Origin of the sequence: Pseudomonas sp. Pdm06, assembly GCF_014851795.1 — a bacterium.
GTDB classification, from domain to species: Bacteria; Pseudomonadota; Gammaproteobacteria; order Pseudomonadales; family Pseudomonadaceae; genus Aquipseudomonas; species Aquipseudomonas fluorescens_AA.
On record NZ_JACVAH010000001.1, the window covers coordinates 44,174 to 65,302 of the forward strand.

At 59.7% G+C, this 21,129-nt stretch carries 15 protein-coding genes; all 15 read left to right on the forward strand.

Annotated elements, in window-relative coordinates; genetic code table 11:
- Positions 1-13 precede the first annotated feature (13 nt).
- The 15 genes from IB266_RS00170 to fliG all read left to right on the forward strand — a co-directional run bounded on the left by IB266_RS00170 (position 14) and on the right by fliG (position 21,124).
- Positions 14-1,579 carry a flagellar hook-associated protein 3 gene (locus tag IB266_RS00170; protein WP_192259436.1) on the forward strand — a complete coding sequence of 522 codons (1,566 nt, stop codon included), beginning with the start codon at positions 14-16 and terminating at the stop codon, positions 1,577-1,579.
- A gap of 109 nt (positions 1,580-1,688) precedes the next feature.
- Positions 1,689-5,270, forward strand: a complete 3,582-nt coding sequence (locus IB266_RS00175) for a glycosyltransferase (protein ID WP_192259438.1) — start codon at positions 1,689-1,691, stop codon at positions 5,268-5,270.
- A gap of 64 nt (positions 5,271-5,334) precedes the next feature.
- A complete protein-coding gene (locus IB266_RS00180) occupies positions 5,335-8,229 on the forward strand; it encodes a TIGR00180 family glycosyltransferase (RefSeq protein WP_192259440.1) in 2,895 nt (964 codons plus the stop codon).
- A 330-nt stretch (positions 8,230-8,559) separates the two neighbouring features.
- Entirely contained in the window at positions 8,560-9,486 is a 927-nt protein-coding gene (locus IB266_RS00185) for a ketoacyl-ACP synthase III (protein WP_027912745.1), read from the forward strand.
- A gap of 274 nt (positions 9,487-9,760) precedes the next feature.
- Positions 9,761-10,609 carry a flagellin domain-containing protein gene (locus IB266_RS00190; protein WP_053178496.1) on the forward strand — a complete coding sequence of 283 codons (849 nt, stop codon included), beginning with the start codon at positions 9,761-9,763 and terminating at the stop codon, positions 10,607-10,609.
- A 72-nt stretch (positions 10,610-10,681) separates the two neighbouring features.
- Positions 10,682-11,047, forward strand: coding sequence for a flagellar protein FlaG (locus tag IB266_RS00195; RefSeq protein WP_192259442.1), 366 nt, complete (start codon positions 10,682-10,684; stop codon positions 11,045-11,047).
- An 82-nt stretch (positions 11,048-11,129) separates the two neighbouring features.
- Positions 11,130-12,560 carry a flagellar filament capping protein FliD gene (fliD, locus tag IB266_RS00200; RefSeq protein WP_192259444.1) on the forward strand — a complete coding sequence of 477 codons (1,431 nt, stop codon included), beginning with the start codon at positions 11,130-11,132 and terminating at the stop codon, positions 12,558-12,560.
- 132 nt (positions 12,561-12,692) lie between these two features.
- On the forward strand, positions 12,693-13,088 hold the full coding sequence (gene fliS, locus IB266_RS00205; protein ID WP_053178499.1) for a flagellar export chaperone FliS: 396 nt from the start codon (positions 12,693-12,695) through the stop codon (positions 13,086-13,088).
- Positions 13,089-13,099: 11 nt separating this feature from the next.
- Positions 13,100-13,396, forward strand: a complete 297-nt coding sequence (locus IB266_RS00210) for a flagellar protein FliT (protein WP_072408529.1) — start codon at positions 13,100-13,102, stop codon at positions 13,394-13,396.
- A 169-nt stretch (positions 13,397-13,565) separates the two neighbouring features.
- Positions 13,566-15,041 carry a sigma-54 dependent transcriptional regulator gene (locus IB266_RS00215; RefSeq protein WP_003199076.1) on the forward strand — a complete coding sequence of 492 codons (1,476 nt, stop codon included), beginning with the start codon at positions 13,566-13,568 and terminating at the stop codon, positions 15,039-15,041.
- Positions 15,042-15,151: 110 nt separating this feature from the next.
- Entirely contained in the window at positions 15,152-16,360 is a 1,209-nt protein-coding gene (locus IB266_RS00220) for an ATP-binding protein (RefSeq protein ID WP_192259447.1), read from the forward strand.
- A gap of 5 nt (positions 16,361-16,365) precedes the next feature.
- Positions 16,366-17,760, forward strand: a complete 1,395-nt coding sequence (gene fleR / locus IB266_RS00225) for a sigma-54-dependent response regulator transcription factor FleR (RefSeq protein ID WP_192259449.1) — start codon at positions 16,366-16,368, stop codon at positions 17,758-17,760.
- A 225-nt stretch (positions 17,761-17,985) separates the two neighbouring features.
- Complete coding sequence (gene fliE / locus IB266_RS00230; RefSeq protein WP_003199082.1) at positions 17,986-18,312, forward strand: flagellar hook-basal body complex protein FliE; 327 nt, start codon at positions 17,986-17,988, stop codon at positions 18,310-18,312.
- A gap of 15 nt (positions 18,313-18,327) precedes the next feature.
- A complete protein-coding gene (fliF, locus tag IB266_RS00235) occupies positions 18,328-20,112 on the forward strand; it encodes a flagellar basal-body MS-ring/collar protein FliF (protein ID WP_060738649.1) in 1,785 nt (594 codons plus the stop codon).
- Positions 20,105-21,124 (forward strand): flagellar motor switch protein FliG, encoded by a 1,020-nt coding sequence (gene fliG / locus IB266_RS00240; protein ID WP_024778656.1) that lies wholly within the window; start codon positions 20,105-20,107, stop codon positions 21,122-21,124. Before fliF ends, fliG begins: the two co-directional genes overlap by 8 nt.
- The last annotated feature ends 5 nt before the right edge of the window (positions 21,125-21,129 follow it).

Here is a 21,129-nt window from a genome sequence, read left to right on the forward strand (position 1 = left end):
GGAGCCGTAGCCCATGCGCATTTCCACCTCTCAGTTCTACGAAAGCACGGCTGCGAACTACCAGAAAAACTTCGCCAAGGTGGTCAAGACCAGCGAGGAAGCCAGCAGCCTGGTGCGCGTGAACACCGCCGCGGATGATCCGGTGGGCGCCTCGCGCTTGCTGCAACTGGGCAACCAGGCTTCGATGCTTTCCCAATACGAAACCAACGTCACCACCATCAAGGCGACCCTGGGCACGACCGAAGCGGTCATGACCAGCATCGGCAACGTGCTGCAGCGCGCCAAGGAATTGGCCGTCAGTGCCGGTAACGCCGCCTACACCGACGCGGACCGTAAAGCGGTTGCCTCGGAATTGGGGTCGATCGAGGATCAGTTGCTGAGCCTGATGAACACCAAGGATGAAAACGGCAAATACATCTTTTCCGGTTCCAAGGGCGATGTCGTACCGTTCACCCGCAACGGCGATGGCACCTACAGCTACAACGGCGACCAGGTGACCCTGGATCTGCCGATTGGCGACACCATGTCGATGGCCACCAACAGCACCGGCTGGGAAGTGTTCCAACAGGCTGTCAACACCAGTCGCACCCAAGTCACCATGACTGCGCCGGCGGTGGATGATGGTCGCGTGGTACTGACCAACGGCCAAGTGTCGTCCAGCGTGACCTACAACAGCCAGTTCCGCAGTGGCGAGCCGTACACAGTGGAATTCGTCAGCGGCACCCAATTGAAAATCACCGACTCGGGTGGTAACGATGTGACCGCCGAAGCCAGCAAGGGCGGGGTCATCGAGCCTAGTAACCAGATCGGGCAGACGGTGAGCTTTCGCGGTGTCGACTTGACCTTGAACGTCAACCTTCATGCGGGTGACGTTGCAGGCACGGTCTTGCCCGGCCACACGTTCACCCTGGCCGCCAAACCCGATACGTTCACTCCGGCCCGTGGCCCGGGCAACGCCACCGCGACCCAGGTCACCGGTAGCGCAATCACCGATCCGACGGCCTACCACGCCAGCTTCCCGACGGGAGCTGCGGTGCTGAAGTTCACCAGTGCCACGGATTTCGATCTGTACGCCGCGCCACTGACCGCTGACAGCAAACCGGTGTCCAGCGGCACCCTGGCGGGTAACGTCGCCACCGCATCCGGTGTGAGTTTCACCCTCAATGGTGCCCCGGCCGCCAACGATCAGTTCAACATCGCGGTCAATACCCACGAGACGCAGAACGTCCTGGACACCGTGAACCAGTTGCGGACGGCTTTGAACACGCCGGCCGATGGCGACAACATCGCCATCCAGAAACTGAATGCGTCACTGGCTTCGGCTATCGGTAACCTGGCCAGCGGCACTGACCACTTGACCAGTGCATTGAGTTCGGTCGGTGGTCGTGGCCAGTCGCTCGATACCCAGAGCGATACCAATCAGAGCTTTGTCCTCGCCAACTCGCAGACCCAGTCGGCGATTCGTGATTCCGACCCGGCCGAAGTGATGACGCGCCTGACCTTGCAGCAGACTATGCTGCAGGCGTCGCAGTTGGCGTTCAGCAAAATCACGCAATTGGGATTGTTCAACAAAATCTGATCCAGGGCAGGGACCGTGACGCTATAAGCGGTCCCTGACTCGTTCCTTATAAGATTCAGGACGTCCTGCTCTCGCCTGAGTTGACGCCCACCGGTTGAGAGCCAAGCGTGTGAAATCAGCTCCTCTTGTCAGCATTGCCATCCCCGCGTACCACCCACGCTTTTTCCGCCTCGCCTTGCAAAGCGCGCTCGAGCAGACCTACGAGAACCTGGAGATTGTCATCTGCGACGACTGCCGCACCGATGGCATCGAGCAGATTGTCCAGGAAGTTGGCATGGGCTCCACTGTTGCGGTGCGTTACCTGCGCAACCCGACCCGACTGGGGTTCCAGCAGAATCTGTTGCGTTGCCTTGAAGAGTCCCGGGGCGAGTTCATCAAGTTCCTGTGCGATGACGACCAGTTGCTGGCGTTCTGCGTCAGCCAACAGGCGGCCATCTTGCAGGAGCATCCTCAAGTATCGCTGGTGATCAACAAGCATCATTTAATCGATGCCGACAACTATGCCTTGCCGATCCGCGTTGAAAATACGGGCATCACGCAGTTCGATGCGTTGTTCAACGGCAACGACATGCTGGCGTATTTTGAAAAGACCACCCGTAATATCCTCGGTGGTTTGAGTGGCGCATTGATGCGCCGCACAGATGTCGAGGCCTTGCTGCCAGCGTTGGCGCGGCCCGGTGAAGGCTTCGAGGCTGTCCTCGATTTTGCCTTGTTCATCTGCCTGTTGCGCCGCGGCAATATGGTCCAGCTTTATGCCGAGGGAAGCGGCCAGCGGTTGCACCCGGAGCGCCTGGCGCGTCAGGCCAAGATGCTTGAAGCGGCCACGGTGGAGCTGACCTGGCTCAAGGAAATGCTGGCCCAGCGCAGCGGCGAGCCGGCGCCAGCCAGTGGCTGGGTGCGTTACCAGTCGCTGGGGCAGCCCAAGGAGCCAGGGGCGCACGAGTGGGAAGAAATCAACGTCTATTCAGTCATTGCGACTCGCCAGGGCGTCATCGGCTCGCAAGTCGGTACGGACATCGAAAGCTACGCAGACCTCTATGCGCAGTGGCTGACATGTCGACGTTTCAGTCCATTGCGCAAGCAAGTCTTGTCCCGACAGATTGCCCGCTGGGCCTATCGGCCGATGATCGTTCCCGTCATCATCGATGAGCAGGACGATCCTTATGCGCTGGGTATTACCCTGCAGAGTATCGCTGCCCAAGCCTATGCCTGCGAATCGGTGCTGTTGCTGTCCAATGGGCGCCAGGCCGTGGACAACCATGTCCTGCGCCTTGGCCTGCAAGCGGACTGGGCGCAGCAGCTCAATGGGCTGTTGCCTCAACTGGACGGCGCCGACTGGTTCTACCTGCTGCGTGCCGGCGATCGCTTGACGGAGTCTGCGCTGCTGATCATGGCCGATCGGATTGTCAGCTCGCCGGTTGCTGCCTGTCTCTACAGCGATGAAGGTGCGCTGGTGGATGACAAGTCGGTGGAGCCGATCTTCAAACCCGACTTCAATCTCGACCTGATGCGCGGTTACCCCTATGTCGGTCGGACACTGGCTTTCGAGCGTGCCCGATTCCTGGCCTCGGGTGGATTCGATTCGAGCCTGGGCGAGTTGGCACCCCATGACTTGATCTGGCGGCTGGTGGAGACGGACGGGCCACAGGTCATTGGTCACATTCCTGAAGTCCAGGTCGAGTCGACGTTTTCGTTTGCCCAATGGCTGTCGTTGCCGGAAGTCATCGAGCAAAACGCCCGGCTGATCGAAGCTCATCTACAGCGTATCGGCGTGCCTTACCGGCTTCACCCAGGACCGCTCCTGGCGTTGGTCCCGCGCATCGAATACCTGTTCGACGAGCGACCCCTGGTGTCGATCGTCATCAGCATCAAGGATGACCTGGGCACGCTGGAGCGTTGCGTCAACAGCCTGATCAGCACGACCGCGTATCCGCATTACGAAATCATCATTGTCGATAACGCCAGTGAAAACGCCGAGCTGCAGCATTGGCTGCGGGCCATGGCCGAGCTGGGCAGTGAAAAGTTGCGAATATTCCTGCACCCGGAAAGCGGCAGCGAAGCGGTGATCCGCAACTTCGCCGTGCAGCATGCTCGTGGCGAATACCTGTTGTTGCTCAACCCCAATTGCATCGTGCTGGAAGCCGCCTGGCTGGATGAGTTGCTCAATCATGGGCAACGTCCCGAGGTCGGTATCGTGGGGCCTCGCACACTCAACCAGCAAGGCCGGGTCATCGACTCCGGCATGATCATGGGGCTGGGTGGGTTGGCGGGCAGGGCCTTCGTCAACGAGTCGGTAACGTCTGGCGGCTATATGCAACGCTTGCAGACGGTGCAGAACTGGAGCGCTGTCGGCGATCACTGCCTGTTGGTGCGCAAGCAGGTTCTGGAAGAAGCCGGTGGGTTCGATGAGTCGATCACGACGCAGCGCATCAACGCTCTGGAGCTATGCCTGCAGGTCGGAAAAAACGGCTACCTGATCGTCACCACGCCTTACAGTGATGTCGTGCTGGTGTCCGGTGTGGAAGCCAGTCGCGATCCTTCGTGGAAGCAGCGGCTGGAACTCGAACAAGAGGCGTTCTATCAGCGCTGGCTGCCCAGGATCGCCAACGATCCTGCCTACAACCGTAACCTGACCCTGACCGGGAAAAGCTTCAGTCTCGAGCCCGGGCCACGCACCGGCTGGAATCCGCTGATCACCCGCAACGTCCCTTCGATCCTGGGGCTGGCGGTCAATACCTCGGCGGTGGGGCACTACCGGGTCAGCCAGCCGTTATTCGAACTGGAAGCGGCTGGGCGAATCGTGGGGCGTGTTGCCTACGATACGCCCTCGATCATCGACATCGAGCGCCAGTCACCGGATGTGATCATCCTTCAGGGTCGCTATAACGTGGGTAAGTTCAAGGACATCGCTCAAGTCAAGACTTACTCCAACGCCATGCGCATCTACGAATTGGATGACTACATCGCCAGGGTCCCGGAAAAAAACGAACACCGCCGCAATATGCCGGACAACCTCGAGGACTTGCTGCGCCAGGGGATCGGCCTGTGTGATCGGGTGGTAGTGTCCACTCATCCGTTGGCGGATGCTTTGTCGAGCATGCATCACGATATCCGCGTGGTACCGAACATGCTTGCTGCCGGCCTGTGGAACCAGCTCAGAAGCCAGCGTGCAACCTCCAGCAAGCCGCGTATCGGCTGGGGCGGCGGCACCAGCCATCGTGGCGACCTGGAGCTGATTGCCGATGTCGTGCGGGAATTGGCCGACGAAGTCGAATGGGTGTTCTTTGGCATGTGCCCCGATTTGCTCAAACCTTATATCCATGAGTTTCATCCGGGCGTGAGCCTGGCGGCTTATCCGGCGAAGCTTGCCAGCCTGAACCTCGACCTGGCCTTGGCGCCGTTGGAGTTCCATATCTTCAACGACTGCAAGAGCAACCTTCGCCTGCTGGAATACGGTGCGTGCGGCTATCCGGTCATTTGCTCGGATACCGAGGCTTACCGGGGGCACCTGCCTTGTACCCGGGTCCTCACCAACAGCACCGAAGAATGGCTGGAGGCAATCCGTATGCACCTGGCGGATCCGATTGCCAGCTACCGGATGGGCGACGAATTACGTGAAGTGGTGCTGCGCGACTTTATCTTGCGCGGCGATAACCTGCAGTACTGGGCCAATGGTTGGCTACCGGATTGAGAGTTTCAACTCACGAAACTCCCGGTATCGCTGATGCGGTCACCCCACTTGTTAAGGAATGAATATGCAAAGCAATGTCCCAACAGGATCGACTGCGCCGTTGAATGAACGGTTTACCCTGGTGCTGCTTGCTCACGACCAGTCGACTGCCCTGCGGCGGGCGTTGCGCCACTACCGCGACAGTTCGTTCGCCGTACTAGTGATCGACTCGTCGAGCCTGGTCGACGCTGATATCACGGCAGCGTTCCCCGGTGTGCAATACCTGCACGCGCCCACGGCCATTGGTTTCGGCGACAAGGTTCGCCAGGCCGTCGAGCGCGTCGCCACGCCTTACCTGGCGATAGCCGAAGCCGAGACTTTCCTGCTGCCGCCGGCGCTGGAACAGGCGTTGAATTTCCTGGAAGCGCACGCTGACTACAGTGCCTGCCAAGGCTACAGCCTGGCGTTCGAGGCCCATGCCGATCGTGTCGACTATTACTTGCTCGATCGCAAGGGCTGTGAGGATTATTCCGGCCCATCGGCCGAAGCCCGGCTGGCCGTGTTTGCCGAGGATTGCCCGTCCCTGGTGAATGCCCTCACGCGCACTGAAACCCTGCGGCGCAGTTACGCTGCGTTGCCTGCCGGTTTTGATTCGCGGTTGCAGGAGGCCGGCCATTGCTATGGGGTGGTGGCGGATGCCAGGGTTCGCTTGCTGGACATTCCTTATGGCCTGCATGAACGTAGCCGCGTGGCGAAGCCACAGAGCCTGCTTGCCACGGCGCCAGGCTCCGTGGACTTGCGTGCGGTCGCTGAGCAGGAGCGTTTTGCCACGGCCTTGGCCAGTGCCTTCGGTACGGATGCCCCGGTGCGGGACTATGCCAAGGTCATCGTCAAGAAACTGGACGAGCGTTCAGTGCCACAGACCAGGAAACTGTTCGAGTCGATCTGGGATTCGCGGCGTGGCGAGCCGGTCCGTCGTTTCGAACCGACCCAATACGTCGAGATGCCGTTCTACAACCAGGCTTTTTTCGATGTGCTCACTTCGCTGGAATTCCTGCTGCATGCGGCGCCAAGCGGGCAGGTGCAGTTGAAAGAGCTGGAAGCCGTCATGCTCAAGCAGAAGGAGCTGTCTCGCCCCCAGCGCAACACCAGCGCCGAGCCGCTTGATGAACAGCTGGCGAGGGCTTTCCTGAGCTATGCGTTCAACCAGGATCTGGTGAAGCAACTGCTGGAGGTCATGCAGGCCAAAGGTGACAAGCGCTACGTGCAAATGCTCCAGGCCTGGGACCAACGGCTCAAGGCGGCGGCGTTTGAAAATACCGCCAGGTTGTTCGACACCATGCATTCCGGTCAATTGCTGCGCTGGCTCGAAGCACGTGAACCGAGTGCCAAGCAAGCCCAGAAAGTGTCTGAGTACCTGGCTGCTCGCAACGGTGGTCCTACGTTCGGCATTTTGATCCTGGATTTGGAGGCCGACATTTTCAAGATGCAGGCCACCTTCGATAGTGTGCTCAATGGCTATTGCCGGGCGTTCAAGATTGTTGTTTTCACCACTGGCGACCTGCCGGCCGAGACGACGCCAAAGCAAGTCCTGCATTTCGTCAAAGTCAACGAAAGCAATTACATCGACAAAATCAATCAGGTTGTCAGCCAGAGCGATTGCGATTGGATGGTCATGGCCGAGGCCGGCGATGAATTGACGCCCGGCGGGCTGTTCCGCGCAGGTGTGGAATTGCTGGCCGCGCCGCAATGCCAGGCCGTGGCAATGGACGAGTTCCAGCGTCAGCCTGACGGGACCCTGGCCGATGTCTTCCGGCCAGGGTTCAACCTCGACTTGCTGCAAAGCGCCCCGGCGTTGATGGCCCGTCATTGGCTGGTACGCCGGGAGACGTTGGTGAAACTCGGCGGTTATTCGCGCGAGTTCAAGAACGCGATGGAGTTCGACCTGCTGCTGCGTCTTATCGAGCAGGACGGCCTGGAGGGGCTTGCCCATCTGGATGAGCCGCTGCTGATTTGCCAGGCACCTCCAGTGGAAGACAACGTCGATGAGCGCAAGACGTTGCTGCGTCATCTGGCGGTTCGCGGTTATCAGGCCGATGTGAGCGCGGTCGTGCCGGGCACGCATAAAATCGACTACCGCTTTGCCGAGCGCCCCATGGTGTCGATCATTGTCCACGGTGCCTGCGACCTGACGACCCGACAACGCTGCCTGCTCAGCGTCCTGCAGCGCACGCGATATCAGCGCTACGAGGTATTGCTCTGTGCCGCCGCGGCAGACAATGCTGTGCTGCGTACCTGGCTCCCGGGGCAGGGGCACCAGGCAAGTCGTGTTCGCTTGTTGGATATCGAACCAGGTATGGCGACGGGCTCATTGATCAACGCTGCCAGCCAGGAGGCCAAGGGCGACTATCTGGTGACGCTGGCGGCAGACGGTGAAGTGGTCAACGTCAACTGGATCGAATCGCTGCTTAACCAGGCCTTGCGTCCGGAAGTCGGTGTGGTCGGTGCCAAGCTGGTCGAGCGCGACGGACGTATCACCCAGGCGGGCCTGATTCTGGGCTTGAACGACGCAGTCGGCTCGGCATTCGTGGGCGAGCCGAAGACTGCCAGAGGCTACATGAACAGGTTGGTCGTCGAGCAGAACTGTTCGGCGGTGTCGTTTGCCTGCCTGATGATTTCCAAGCAACTGTTCGAAGCGGCTGACGGCATAGACAGCGATTTGTTCGACGATGCCTTGGGTGATGTGGACCTGTGCCTCAGGGTCGGCCAGGCCGGTTACCTGACGGTATGGACGCCGCATGTGCAGGTTATCCAGTCCGGCGTGCTGGCGAGTACGCCACAGGCGCGTGCGGCGCTGCGTGAGAAGTGGTCCGCGGTGTTCGCTCAGGATCGGTTCTATAACGCTAACCTGGCGCTGCAAGGCGCTGGTTTCGCCCTGGGGCCGGTGCGCAACGTACCCTGGACCGACTTGTTGGTATAACCCCGCCTTCCGAGGCGAGCCATCGACGCTGGCAGGTAAAACCTGCCGGCGCTCTCGCCCAATTGCACCGCCATCCTCAAGATTTCTGTCCAGTACCCAATACCGTCGCGGGAAATGACACGGCTTCGTTTGTCATGAAAAAATGCCCCTTCAGGACAAAACAGCGTGACGCATAGGTCATAAAGTGCATCTTCACTGTATTGTATTCCCCGGAGTGGAGGCCTGTTCGTTCGCCTGATAAGGCGTCCGCCCTTGGAAATCAACCATTTTTGACGCGCCCCTGAGCTTTCGGGGGTGAACCTAGTCGCAGTTCATGATCGGGAAGCCATGATGATTGGCATAAAAAGCATAGCGAGTTATGTGCCGACCGCTGGTGTGGATAACTACGCTCAGGGTGCCAAATTCGAGAAGGATGAAGAGTTCATCCTTGGCAAGATTGGTTCGGCGTTCCTGCCGCGCAAAGACGCTGACCAGGAAACCTCGGACCTGTGTGTCGAAGCAGTGAATGCATTGTTCGCCAACAACCCGCAGCTTTCGCGCGAATCCATCGACGCGTTGATCGTTGTCACCCAGAACGGTGATGAAGAAGGGCTGCCGCACACGGCCGCCATCGTGCAGGACAAGCTCGGGTTGCCGACCCATGTGGCGGCGTTCGATATATCGCTGGGCTGCTCGGGCTATGTATACGGCATTTATGCCCTGAAAGGCTTCATGGAGGCCGCTGGGTTGAAGAACGGGTTGCTGGTGACCGCCGACCCGTATTCGAAAATCGTCGACCCTGAAGACCGCAACACCACCATGTTGTTCGGCGATGCCGCCACCGCCACGTGGATGGCCGAGGGCGCCAGCTGGCAGTTGGGCAAGGCCAAGTTCGGCACCGATGGTTCCGGCGCGCCACACCTGAAGGTCAGCGACGGGGTGTTTTTCATGAACGGTCGTCAGGTGTTCAACTTTGCCTTGCTGAAAGTACCGGCTCATTTGCACGAATTGCTGGACGAATCCTCATTGCAAGCCAGCGACATCGACGCATTCTGCATCCATCAGGGCAGTGCGGCGATTGTCGATGCCGTCGCGCGGCGTTTCGAGGGTGAGCCTGAGAAATTCATCAAGGACATGGTCGAGACCGGCAATACCGTGTCGTCGAGCATTCCGCTGCTGCTGGAAAAGCATGTTCTGGATGCCGACTGGAAGCGCGTGGCGATCAGCGGTTTCGGTGTGGGCCTGTCGTGGGGCTCGGCGATTCTGTATCGCGATTGATCGAATCACGTTCTTCCAATAGCGCTTCAGGTTGGCCTGTGGCGCTTTTTTTTGCCCGCGACATTGTTCTGCGGTTTATTGACGCCATTTTTCGGGCCTTCCCCCATGGCTAAACCCTTGTTTCACAAGGGGTGGCAGTCTGCTAGCAAATTTTTTGAAAAAAGCCCTCAAGCAAGTTCCCAATCCGACGATAACTATTACGAAGGTTCTCTAGGCCACACCCGGCGGTTGCCAGGGCCGGAAGCCGCAGTACCCAACCAACGAGGAATTCGTCATGGCTTTAACAGTAAACACTAACGTCACATCGTTGAACGTTCAGAAGAACCTGAACAAGGCTTCCGATGCTCTGTCCACTTCGATGACCCGCCTGTCTTCCGGCCTGAAAATCAACAGCGCCAAAGACGACGCCGCCGGCCTGCAGATCGCTACCCGTATGACCTCGCAAATCCGCGGTCAGAACATGGCGATCAAAAACGCCAACGACGGTATCTCCATGGCGCAGACCGCTGAAGGCGCGATGCAGGAGCAGACCAACATTCTGCAACGTATGCGTGAACTGGCCATCCAGTCTCGTAACGACAGCAACAGCGCAGATGACCGTATCGCTCTGAACAAAGAGTTCTCGCAGATGAGCGACGAACTGACCCGTATCGCCAACAGCACCAACCTGAACGGCAAGAACCTGATGGACGGCACCGCGAGCACCATGACCTTCCAGGTCGGTGCTGAAAACGGTTCTGACAACCAGATCACCCTGACTCTGAGCGCCAGCTTCGACGCCGCCACCCTGGGTGTTGACTCGGCAATCACCATCGTTGGTTCCGACAGCGCTACTTCGGAAACCAACTTCTCGGCCGCCATGGATGCAATCACCAGCGCGATCGACACCATCAACAGTGCTCGTGCCGACCTCGGTGCTGCCCAGAACCGTCTGAACAGCACCATCTCCAACCTGCAAAACATCAACGAAAACGCCAGTGCTGCACTGGGTCGCGTACAAGATACCGACTTCGCTGCTGAAACTGCACAACTGACCAAGCAGCAGACTCTGCAGCAAGCGTCTACCTCGGTTCTGGCCCAGGCCAACCAACTGCCATCCGCTGTACTGAAGCTGCTTCAGTAATAGCTGGATGAGTTTTAGCGGGGGAGTGCGCTTGCGTGCTCTCTCGCTTTTTCCGTTCAAGAGGTGATGGACATGGATATGAGCGTGAAGCTGAACTTGTCTTATCCAGCGGCGAAGCCGGCACCTACAGTGGCCGACAAGCCCGTGGAGAAGCCTCAAGCCGAAGTTGCTACCGTGACCCCGGTCAAGGAAACTCCTAAGGACGCTGCCGCCGAGCAGGACAAACTCAAGAAGGCCGTTCAGGAAATCGAGAAGTTCGTCCAGTCGGTCAAGCGCAACCTGGAGTTCTCTATTGATGAGCCTTCAGGCAAAGTAGTGGTCAAAGTAATTGCCAGTGGTTCCGGTGAAGTGATTCGCCAGATCCCGAACGAAGAAGTTCTGAAACTGGCCAACAGTTTGAATGATGCAAACAGCTTGTTGTTCAGCGCCGAAGCCTGACAACCGGCACGAATTTTGTTGTTATGTTCTTTTGGGCGTTGTAAAGGTCAAAAGGCCGGCGACACACTGAAGGGAGTCCCACATGGCAAGTCCAATTCTACCTGGCTTGGGTCTAGGCTCTGGCCTTGATACCACCGCGATCGTCAAGGTACTGGTCGATTCCGACAAGGCTGCCAAGCAAGGTCAGATCACCCGAGCGACGACGAAGACTAACGACAGTATCTCCGGGGTGGGAACCCTGAAGTCGTTGCTGGCGGCATTCAAGACCGCCATGAAGGACTTGTCCAGCACCACGACCCCGCAATTCTCGGGTTTTGCTGCCACATCCTCCGCTCCAGGTGTTGTCACGGCTACCGCCGGCAACTCGGCGGTGAATGGCACTTACGCAATCAAGGTCACAAACCTTGCCACGGCGTCCAAGGTCACCTCGGCGGCCTTTGCCGGGGGGACGACCAGTGCCATCCCCACTGGTACGCTGACCATCGCGCAGAAGGGGGTCAACTACAACCTCAATGTGCCAGATGGTTCGACCTTGCAGTCGGTTCGCGACGCAATCAATGCCGACACTTCGCTCAAGGCCGCCGGTGTCAGTGCCAACATCGTGACCGACTCGTTCGGATCGCGCCTGGTACTGGGTTCCACCACTACCGGTGCAGGTTCCGACATCTCGGTGAGCGGCATCGCGGGGCTGGAGATCGATGGAACGAATGTCGTAGGTGCCGGCAATACTCCGCTGACGGCTACCTCGGCGGGTGCCATCGGTGCTTTGGCCCTGGATGCCAATTTCTCTGTCGATGGCATGGTGCTGACCAGCAAGAGCAATACGGTAAGCACGGCGATTTCCGGATTGACGTTGAATTTGGTCGGAGTGGCAGGCGACGGCACTTCAACCCTAACGGTGGCGCCGAACAACGACGGCCTGAAAGCCTCGATCCAGAAATTCGTCGATGCCTATAACGCGATCGCCAATAGCGTCACCGCACTGACCAAGCCGTCGCTCGACGATGATGGGAAGCTGACGGTGTCGGCAAAATTGACTGGTGATGCGTTGCCTCGCGCGCTGCTGGCATCGATTCGAACGCCTTTGTCTGAAACTGGCGCTGGCGACAAGCTGACGTCGCTGGCCCAGTTGGGTATTACCACCGATCAGAAGACGGGCGCATTGAACTTCGACACCACCAAGTTCAGCGCGGCGATGAACGACAAGAAGCTCAGCGGTGAAGTCCAGACGTTGTTCACGGGCACCAATGGCCTGCTGGAGCGCATGGGCAAGGCGATCGAACCCTACAGCCAGACGGGTGGTATCCTCGATCAACGGAGCACGACGCTGACCAGGACCCAGACCCGCCTGAAGAACGATCAGGAGGCCCTGGATCGCCGGGTCGTGACCCTGACCGCCACGCTGACCAAAAAGTACAACGACATGGACGCCTTGGTCGGCAAGTTGAAGGCCACTGCCAGCAATATCACCTCGATGTTTGAAGCAATGGCGGCGCAACAGAAAAACAGCTGATTTTCGACCGATGCAAAAAAGCCCGGCAGCGTTTTGACAACGTTCCGGGCTTTCGGCTTTTCGGTCTAAAGTTTTTTGACGCAGCGTCGATACGCTGTTTATACGAACCGAAGTTTTTTGATGAGGTAGAACATGAATCCGATGTTAGCCCTTCGCCAATACCAGAAGATTGGCGCCCAGGCGCAAACCTCCGAAGCAAGTCCCCATCGTCTTGTGCAGATGCTCATGGAAGGGGGGCTGGATCGTATCGCCCAGGCCAAGGGCGCGATGGAGCGCAAGGATATTGCAAACAGAGGCATCCTGATCAGCAAGGCCATCGGCATCGTCGGTGGTTTGCGTGAAGGCCTGGACCTGGAAAACCAGGCCGAGTCGGTCGCTGAATTGGATGCTCTTTACGCTTACATGATGAAACGTCTGGCTGAAGCCAACATCAAGGCCGATCCGAAGATCCTCGATGAAGTCGCCGATCTGCTTCGTACGGTCAAGGAAGGCTGGGATGCCATTGCCGCACCTGGTCCGCAATTCTAAGGAGTGCTCTCATGAGTCTTGTCCTGCAGCGAATCGAACACACCCGTGATGCCCTGGTCGATGCCTTGGCTGAGCGCAACTGGGAGGCCATCGGACAATTGGACCTGGCCTGCCGTTCCTGCATGGAAGACGTCCTGAGCGAGTCCGAGGTGGATGAGGCAGCGTTGCGTAATAACCTTGAGGAGCTACTGGGGGTGTACCGGCAATTGCTGGAGGCGGCCACAGGAGAGCGTCAGGCGATCGTCGACGAGATGCAACAGATCCATCAAGCACAGAACGCCGCAAAGGTTTACCATCTGTTCGGTTAATGCTCAGTTAATCCGAGTCCGTTGCGCCATAAATTTGACTGTGCACGGTTTTTTGACTTAACTAGTAGCTGTTTACAGATTTAAGGCGTCTACAGGCATGACAAGTCTGCAAGCGTCTAGCTTGCCCCCTAATTTCGGGCATTGGGTTGACTAGGGAAGTTGCTATTGCATGTGGCGTGAAACCAAAATTCTCCTGATCGATGACGATAGCGTTCGCCGCCGCGACCTGGCGGTGATCCTGAATTTTCTTGGCGAAGAAAATTTACCCTGCGGAAGCCATGATTGGCAGCAGGCTGTCGGCTCATTGTCGTCCAGTCGTGAAGTCATCTGTGTCCTTATCGGGACCGTAAATGCTCCCGCAACGCTTTTGGGCTTGCTAAAGACACTCTCGACCTGGGATGAGTTCCTTCCGGTTTTGTTAATGGGCGAAAATTCTTCCCTTGACTTGCCTGAAGACCAGCGCCGCCGGGTACTTTCCACGCTCGAAATGCCGCCCAGCTACAGCAAGCTGCTCGATTCCTTGCATCGCGCGCAGGTTTATCGCGAGATGTACGATCAGGCTCGCGAGCGCGGCAGGCATCGCGAACCCAACCTGTTCCGCAGCCTCGTCGGCACCAGCCGGGCGATCCAGCACGTGCGCCAGATGATGCAGCAGGTCGCCGATACCGACGCCAGCGTGCTGATCCTGGGCGAGTCGGGCACCGGCAAGGAAGTGGTCGCGCGCAACCTGCATTACCACTCCAAGCGCCGCGAAGCGCCGTTCGTGCCAGTCAACTGTGGCGCGATCCCGGCCGAGTTGCTGGAAAGTGAACTGTTTGGCCATGAGAAAGGCGCCTTCACCGGCGCGATCACCAGCCGTGCCGGGCGTTTCGAACTGGCCAACGGCGGTACGCTGTTTCTCGACGAGATCGGCGACATGCCGCTGCCGATGCAGGTCAAGCTGTTGCGGGTCCTGCAGGAGCGCACCTTCGAACGCGTGGGCAGCAACAAGACCCAGAGCGTCGATGTGCGCATCATTGCGGCCACGCACAAGAACCTCGAGAGCATGATCGAGGTCGGCAGTTTCCGCGAAGACCTCTATTACCGCCTCAATGTTTTCCCGATCGAAATGGCGCCACTGCGTGAGCGCGTCGAAGACATCCCGTTGCTGATGAACGAACTGATCTCGCGCATGGAGCACGAAAAGCGCGGTTCGATCCGCTTCAATTCGGCGGCGATCATGTCCCTGTGTCGCCATGGTTGGCCGGGTAACGTCCGCGAACTGGCCAACCTGGTGGAGCGCATGGCGATCATGCACCCGTACGGGGTGATCGGCGTGAACGAGTTGCCAAAGAAGTTCCGCTACGTCGACGACGAAGACGAACAGATGGTCGACAGCCTGCGCAGCGACCTGGAAGAGCGGGTGGCGATCAACGGTCACACGCCGGACTTCACCGCCAATGCCTTGCTGCCACCCGAAGGCCTGGATCTCAAGGATTACCTGGGAGGCCTGGAGCAAGGGCTGATCCAGCAGGCGCTGGACGATGCCAACGGTATCGTGGCCCGCGCGGCAGAACGCCTGCGCATCCGTCGTACCACCCTGGTGGAGAAGATGCGCAAGTACGGCATGAGCCGTCGCGAAGGAGATGAACAGGCGGATGATTGACGCCTGTTTTCCAACCGCCTGATTCTTGGGCGGTTTTTTTTCGGCACGGGTATTGCTATAGCCCTCGCAACGTTCCGTTTAACTGACGGTCAGCCAAGCGAGAGAGCACGATGACCCAAGCCGCCCAGATGTCTCCTGTCCCCGAACCGGGACACATGCCGTCCGCCGAACAGGCAGGCCGGCTTGGACTTGAGCAGGCATTTTCGCTGTTCAGCCAGATGTCCAGCCAACTCACTGATTCCTACAGCCTGCTCGAAGCCCGGGTCACCGAGCTCAAGGGCGAGTTGGCCGTGGTCAGCGCCCAGCGCATGCAGGAACTGGCGGAAAAGGAACGCCTGGCCAATCGTCTGCAAAATCTCCTCGACCTGTTGCCCGGTGGCGTGATCGTCATCGACGCCCACGGCCGTGTGCGCGAAGCCAACCCGGCGGCCTGCGAGTTGCTCGGCCTGCCCTTGGAGGGCGAGCTGTGGCGGCACGTCATCGCCCGCTGCTTTGCGCCCCGGGACGACGACGGCCATGAAGTGTCCCTCAAGGACGGCCGGCGCCTGTCCATCTCGACGCGCTCGCTGGACGCCGAGCCTGGGCAGTTGGTGCTGCTCAATGACTTGACTGAAACCCGTCACCTGCAAGACCAGTTGGCTCGCCACGAGCGCCTGTCTTCCCTGGGGCGGATGGTGGCCTCGCTGGCCCACCAGATTCGTACGCCGCTTTCCGCCGCGCTGCTCTATGCCAGTCACCTGACCGAGCAGCAATTGCCGATGGAAACCCAGCAACGCTTCGCCGGGCGCTTGAAAGAGCGCCTGCACGAACTGGAGCACCAGGTGCGCGACATGCTGGTGTTCGCTCGCGGCGAGCTGCCGTTGACCGACCGTGTCACCCCCAAGGCCTTGTTGCAATCGCTGCAGGCCGCGGCGTTGACTCATGTGCAGGAGTTGCCGATCCGCTGGCAGTGCGACAGCCATGTCGGTGAAGTGCTGTGCAGCCGCGACACACTGGTGGGCGCGGTGTTGAATCTCATCGAAAACGCGATCCAGGCCAGCGGCGGCGACGTTCGGCTGAAAGTGCACTTGTACACACGCGACAACACCTTGCGCCTGTCTGTCAGTGACAACGGCAGCGGTATCGAGCCGGCCGTGCTGGCGCGCCTGGGCGAGCCATTCTTTACCACCAAGACCACCGGCACGGGCCTGGGCCTGACCGTGGTCAAGGCCGTGGCCCGCGCTCATCAGGGAGAATTGCAATTGCGCTCGCGGTTGGGCCGTGGCACTTGTGCGACGGTGTGCTTGCCGCTGTTTTCCAATGCGCCAGGGGTGGAGTGAAAGCAATGGCGATCAAGGTGTTGCTGGTTGAGGATGACCGGGCCCTGCGCGAAGCGCTGGCCGACACGCTGGTGCTGGCCGGGCACGACTACGCCGCCGTCGGTTCGGCGGAGGAAGCGCTGCAGGCGGTGGGCCGCGAAGCGTTCAGCCTGGTGGTCAGTGACGTCAACATGCCGGGCATGGACGGTCATCAATTGCTCGGCCTGTTACGGGCCCGTCAGCCGCAACTGCCCGTCTTGCTGATGACCGCTCACGGCGCCGTCGAGCGAGCGGTGGACGCCATGCGTCAGGGCGCTGCGGATTACCTGGTCAAGCCGTTCGAGCCAAAAGCACTGCTGGACCTGGTCGCGCGCCATGCCTTGGGCAGTCTCGCGGTCGAGGGCGAAGGCCCGGTGGCCATCGAACCGGCCAGCGCACAACTGCTGGAATTGGCCGCACGGGTCGCTCGCAGTGATTCAACCGTGTTGATTTCCGGCGAGTCCGGTACGGGCAAGGAAGTGCTGGCCCGCTACATCCATCAACAATCCCGGCGTGCCGGGGAACCGTTCATTGCCATCAATTGCGCGGCGATTCCCGACAACATGCTCGAGGCGACACTGTTCGGCCACGAAAAGGGTTCGTTCACCGGCGCCATCGCGGCCCAGGCCGGCAAGTTCGAGCAGGCCGACGGTGGCACGATCCTGCTCGATGAAATTTCCGAAATGCCGTTGGGCCTGCAAGCCAAGCTGCTGCGGGTATTGCAGGAGCGGGAAGTGGAGCGGGTGGGGGCGCGCAAGCCCATCAGCCTGGACATTCGCGTGGTGGCGACCACCAACCGCGACCTGGCCGGCGAAGTGGCGGCGGGGCGTTTCCGTGAAGACCTCTATTACCGTCTGTCGGTGTTCCCGCTCGCCTGGCGTCCGTTGCGCGAGCGCACCGCCGATATCCTGCCGTTGGCCGAGCGCCTGCTGAACAAGCACGTCAATAAAATGAAGCACGCGACGGCCCGGCTTTCAGCCGAGGCCCGGGCCTGTCTGGTCGCCTACCCGTGGCCGGGCAATGTCCGAGAGCTGGATAACGCCATTCAGCGGGCCTTGATCCTGCAACAGGGCGGTTTGATCCAGCCGGAGGATTTCTGCCTGGCCGGTCCGGTGGCCTGCGCGCCATTGCCCGCATTGGCGCCGGCACCGACCGCAACACCCGTGCCACCGATGGACGTCGAGGGCGATTCGGTCGGCGCCTTGGGCGATGACCTGCGGCGTCGCGAGTTCCAGATGATCATCGACACCCTGCGCGCCGAACGCGGTCGTCGCAAGGAGGCGGCCGAACGCCTGGGGATCAGCCCGCGCACCCTGCGCTACAAGCTGGCGCAAATGCGTGACGCCGGCATGGATGTCGAGGCTTATCTGTTCGCCAGTTGAACAAGCACCAACCCCCCCCCTATGGGAGCGAGCTTGCTCGCGATAGCGGTGGGTCAGTCAAGTTGAGGTCGGAGGTGGTGGGTTATCGCGAGCAAGCTCGCTCCCACGATGGGATTGCGCGCGCATTTGTTTTCTATCGCCATGGAGCTGGCACCCTTGTTGCTAATACCTGAATACCCGCTGAGTAAGTGTCAAAAAAATGCGGGCCGCCAGAGAGAGTAGACCATGAGCCAAGGTATTGAATTTAATCGGTTGATGTTGGACATGCGGGCCATGCAAATGGACGCCATGGCCCAGCCTAAATCGGTCGCGGTCCCACAAGTGGGCGGCAGCAGCTTTTCCGACATGCTCGGTCAGGCCGTCAATAAAGTGAACGATACCCAGCAGGCGTCGAACCAGTTGGCCAGTGCTTTCGAGATTGGCAAAAGTGGCGTCGACCTGACGGACGTAATGATCTCCTCGCAGAAAGCCAGTGTCTCGTTTCAGGCGCTGACCCAGGTTCGCAACAAACTGGTTCAAGCCTACCAAGACATCATGCAGATGCCGGTTTAAGGAAATTATTGAGTCATGGCAGAAGCAGCCGTTGATAACGTTCCAGCCAAGGCCACTCCGGTAGACGGCAAACCGCCGTTGTTCGGCCTGTCCTTCCTGGAAAATCTCTCCGAGATGACCATGCTGCGTCAGGTGGGCCTGTTGGTCGGCCTGGCTGCCAGCGTGGCGATTGGTTTTGCCGTGGTGCTGTGGTCCCAGCAACCGGACTACCGTCCGCTGTATGGCAGCCTGGCGGGCATGGACGCCAAGCAAGTCATGGAGACCCTGGCTTCCGCCGACATTCCTTACACCGTCGAACCCAATTCCGGCGCCTTGCTGGTCAAGGCCGATGACGTCGCTCGTGCGCGCCTCAAGCTCGCCGCGGCCGGCGTGACGCCGACCGATGGCAACATCGGTTTTGAGATCCTCGACAAGGACCAGGGCCTGGGCACCAGCCAATTCATGGAAGCGACCCGTTATCGTCGCGGCCTGGAAGGTGAGCTGGCGCGGACCATTTCCAGCCTGAACAACGTCAAGGGTGCCCGCGTGCACCTGGCGATTCCGAAAAGCTCGGTGTTCGTGCGCGATGAGCGCAAGCCCAGTGCTTCGGTATTGGTCGAGCTGTATTCGGGGCGTTCCCTGGAGCCAGGCCAGGTCGTGGCCATCGTCAATCTGGTGGCGACCAGCGTACCCGAACTGAGCAAATCGCAGATCACCGTGGTCGACCAGAAGGGCAACCTGCTGTCCGACCAGGCGGAAAACTCCGAACTGACCATGGCTGGCAAGCAATTCGATTACAGCCGTCGCATGGAAGGCATGCTGACCCAGCGGGTGCACAACATCCTGCAACCGATCCTGGGTAATGATCGCTATAAAGCCGAAGTGTCGGCCGATGTCGACTTCAGCGCCGTCGAGTCCACTTCCGAGCAGTTCAACCCGGACCAGCCGGCGTTGCGCAGCGAGCAATCGGTGAATGAACAACGCACCGCCAGCAATGGCCCGCAAGGTGTCCCGGGTGCCCTGAGCAACCAGCCGCCGTCGCCGGCCAGCGCGCCGCAAACCACCGGTGGCGCCACGGCGGCCGCCGGCATGGTGCAGCCAGGCCAGCCGCTGATCGATGCCAACGGCCAGCAGATCATGGACCCGGCCACCGGTCAGCCGATGCTGGCGCCGTACCCGGCCGACAAGCGTCAGCAGTCGACCAAGAACTTCGAGCTCGATCGTTCCATCAGCCACACCAAGCAACAGCAGGGCCGTTTGAATCGCCTGTCGGTCGCGGTGGTGGTGGACGATCAGGTCAAGGTCAACCCAGCCAACGGCGAAACCAGCCGTGCGCCATGGAGCGCCGATGAATTGGCGCGCTTTACCCGCCTGGTGCAGGACGCCGTCGGTTTCGACGCCAGCCGCGGCGACAGCGTCAGCGTGATCAACGTGCCGTTCTCCCTGGAACGCGGTGAAGTGGTCGCCGATATTCCATTTTATTCGCAACCCTGGTTCTGGGATGTGGTCAAGCAAGTATTGGGTGTGCTGTTCATCCTGATACTGGTGTTCGGCGTGCTGCGTCCGGTGCTCAACAACATCACCAATGGCGGCAGGAACAAGCAGTTGGCCGGCTTGGGTGATGTGGAACTGGGTGGCATGGGCGGCCTGGATGGCGAATTGGCCAATGATCGCGTCAGCCTCGGCGGGCCGCAGAGCATTCTGCTGCCAAGCCCGAGCGAAGGCTATGACGCTCAGTTGAACGCTATCAAGAGTCTGGTGGCAGAAGACCCGGGTCGTGTGGCCCAGGTCGTGAAAGAGTGGATTAACGCAGATGAGTGATAATCGAGCCGCTGTTGCCAAATTGTCCCGGGTCGACAAAGCCGCGATCCTGCTGCTGTCCCTGGGTTCGACCGACGCCGCCCAGGTGCTGCGCCACATGGGGCCCAAGGAGGTCCAGCGTGTGGGCGTGGCCATGGCGCAGATGGGGAACGTGCACCGTGAGCAGGTCGAGCAGGTGATGAGCGAGTTCGTCGATATCGTCGGCGATCAGACCAGCCTGGGCGTGGGTTCCGACGACTACGTGCGCAAGATGCTCACCCAGGCACTGGGCGAGGACAAGGCCAACGGTCTCATCGACAGGATCCTGCTGGGTGGCAATACCAGCGGCCTGGACAGCCTCAAGTGGATGGAGCCGCGGGCGGTTGCCGACGTGATCCGTTACGAGCACCCGCAGATCCAGGCGATCGTGGTGGCTTACCTCGACCCGGACCAGGCCGGCGAAGTGCTGGGCAACTTCGACCACAAGGTGCGCCTGGACATCATCCTGCGCGTTTCTTCGCTCAATACCGTGCAGCCGGCGGCCCTGAAAGAATTGAACCAGATTCTCGAGAAGCAGTTCTCGGGCAACTCCAATGCCTCGCGCACCACCCTGGGTGGCATCAAGCGTGCGGCGGACATCATGAACTTCCTCGACAGCTCGATCGAAGGTCAGTTGATGGACTCGATCCGCGAATTCGACGAAGACCTGTCCGGTCAGATCGAAGACCTCATGTTCGTGTTCAACAACCTGGCCGATGTCGACGACCGTGGCATCCAGGCCCTGTTGCGCGAAGTGTCGTCTGACGTGCTGGTACTGGCCCTCAAGGGTTCGGACGAAGGCGTCAAGGAAAAAATCTTCAAGAACATGTCCAAACGGGCGGCCGAACTGTTGCGCGACGACCTCGAGGCCAAAGGCCCGGTGCGCGTCAGCGATGTGGAAACCGCACAGAAGGAAATCCTCACCATCGCCCGCCGCATGGCCGAAGCCGGGGAGATCGTTCTCGGTGGCAAGGGCGGCGAAGAGATGATCTAAGGTCG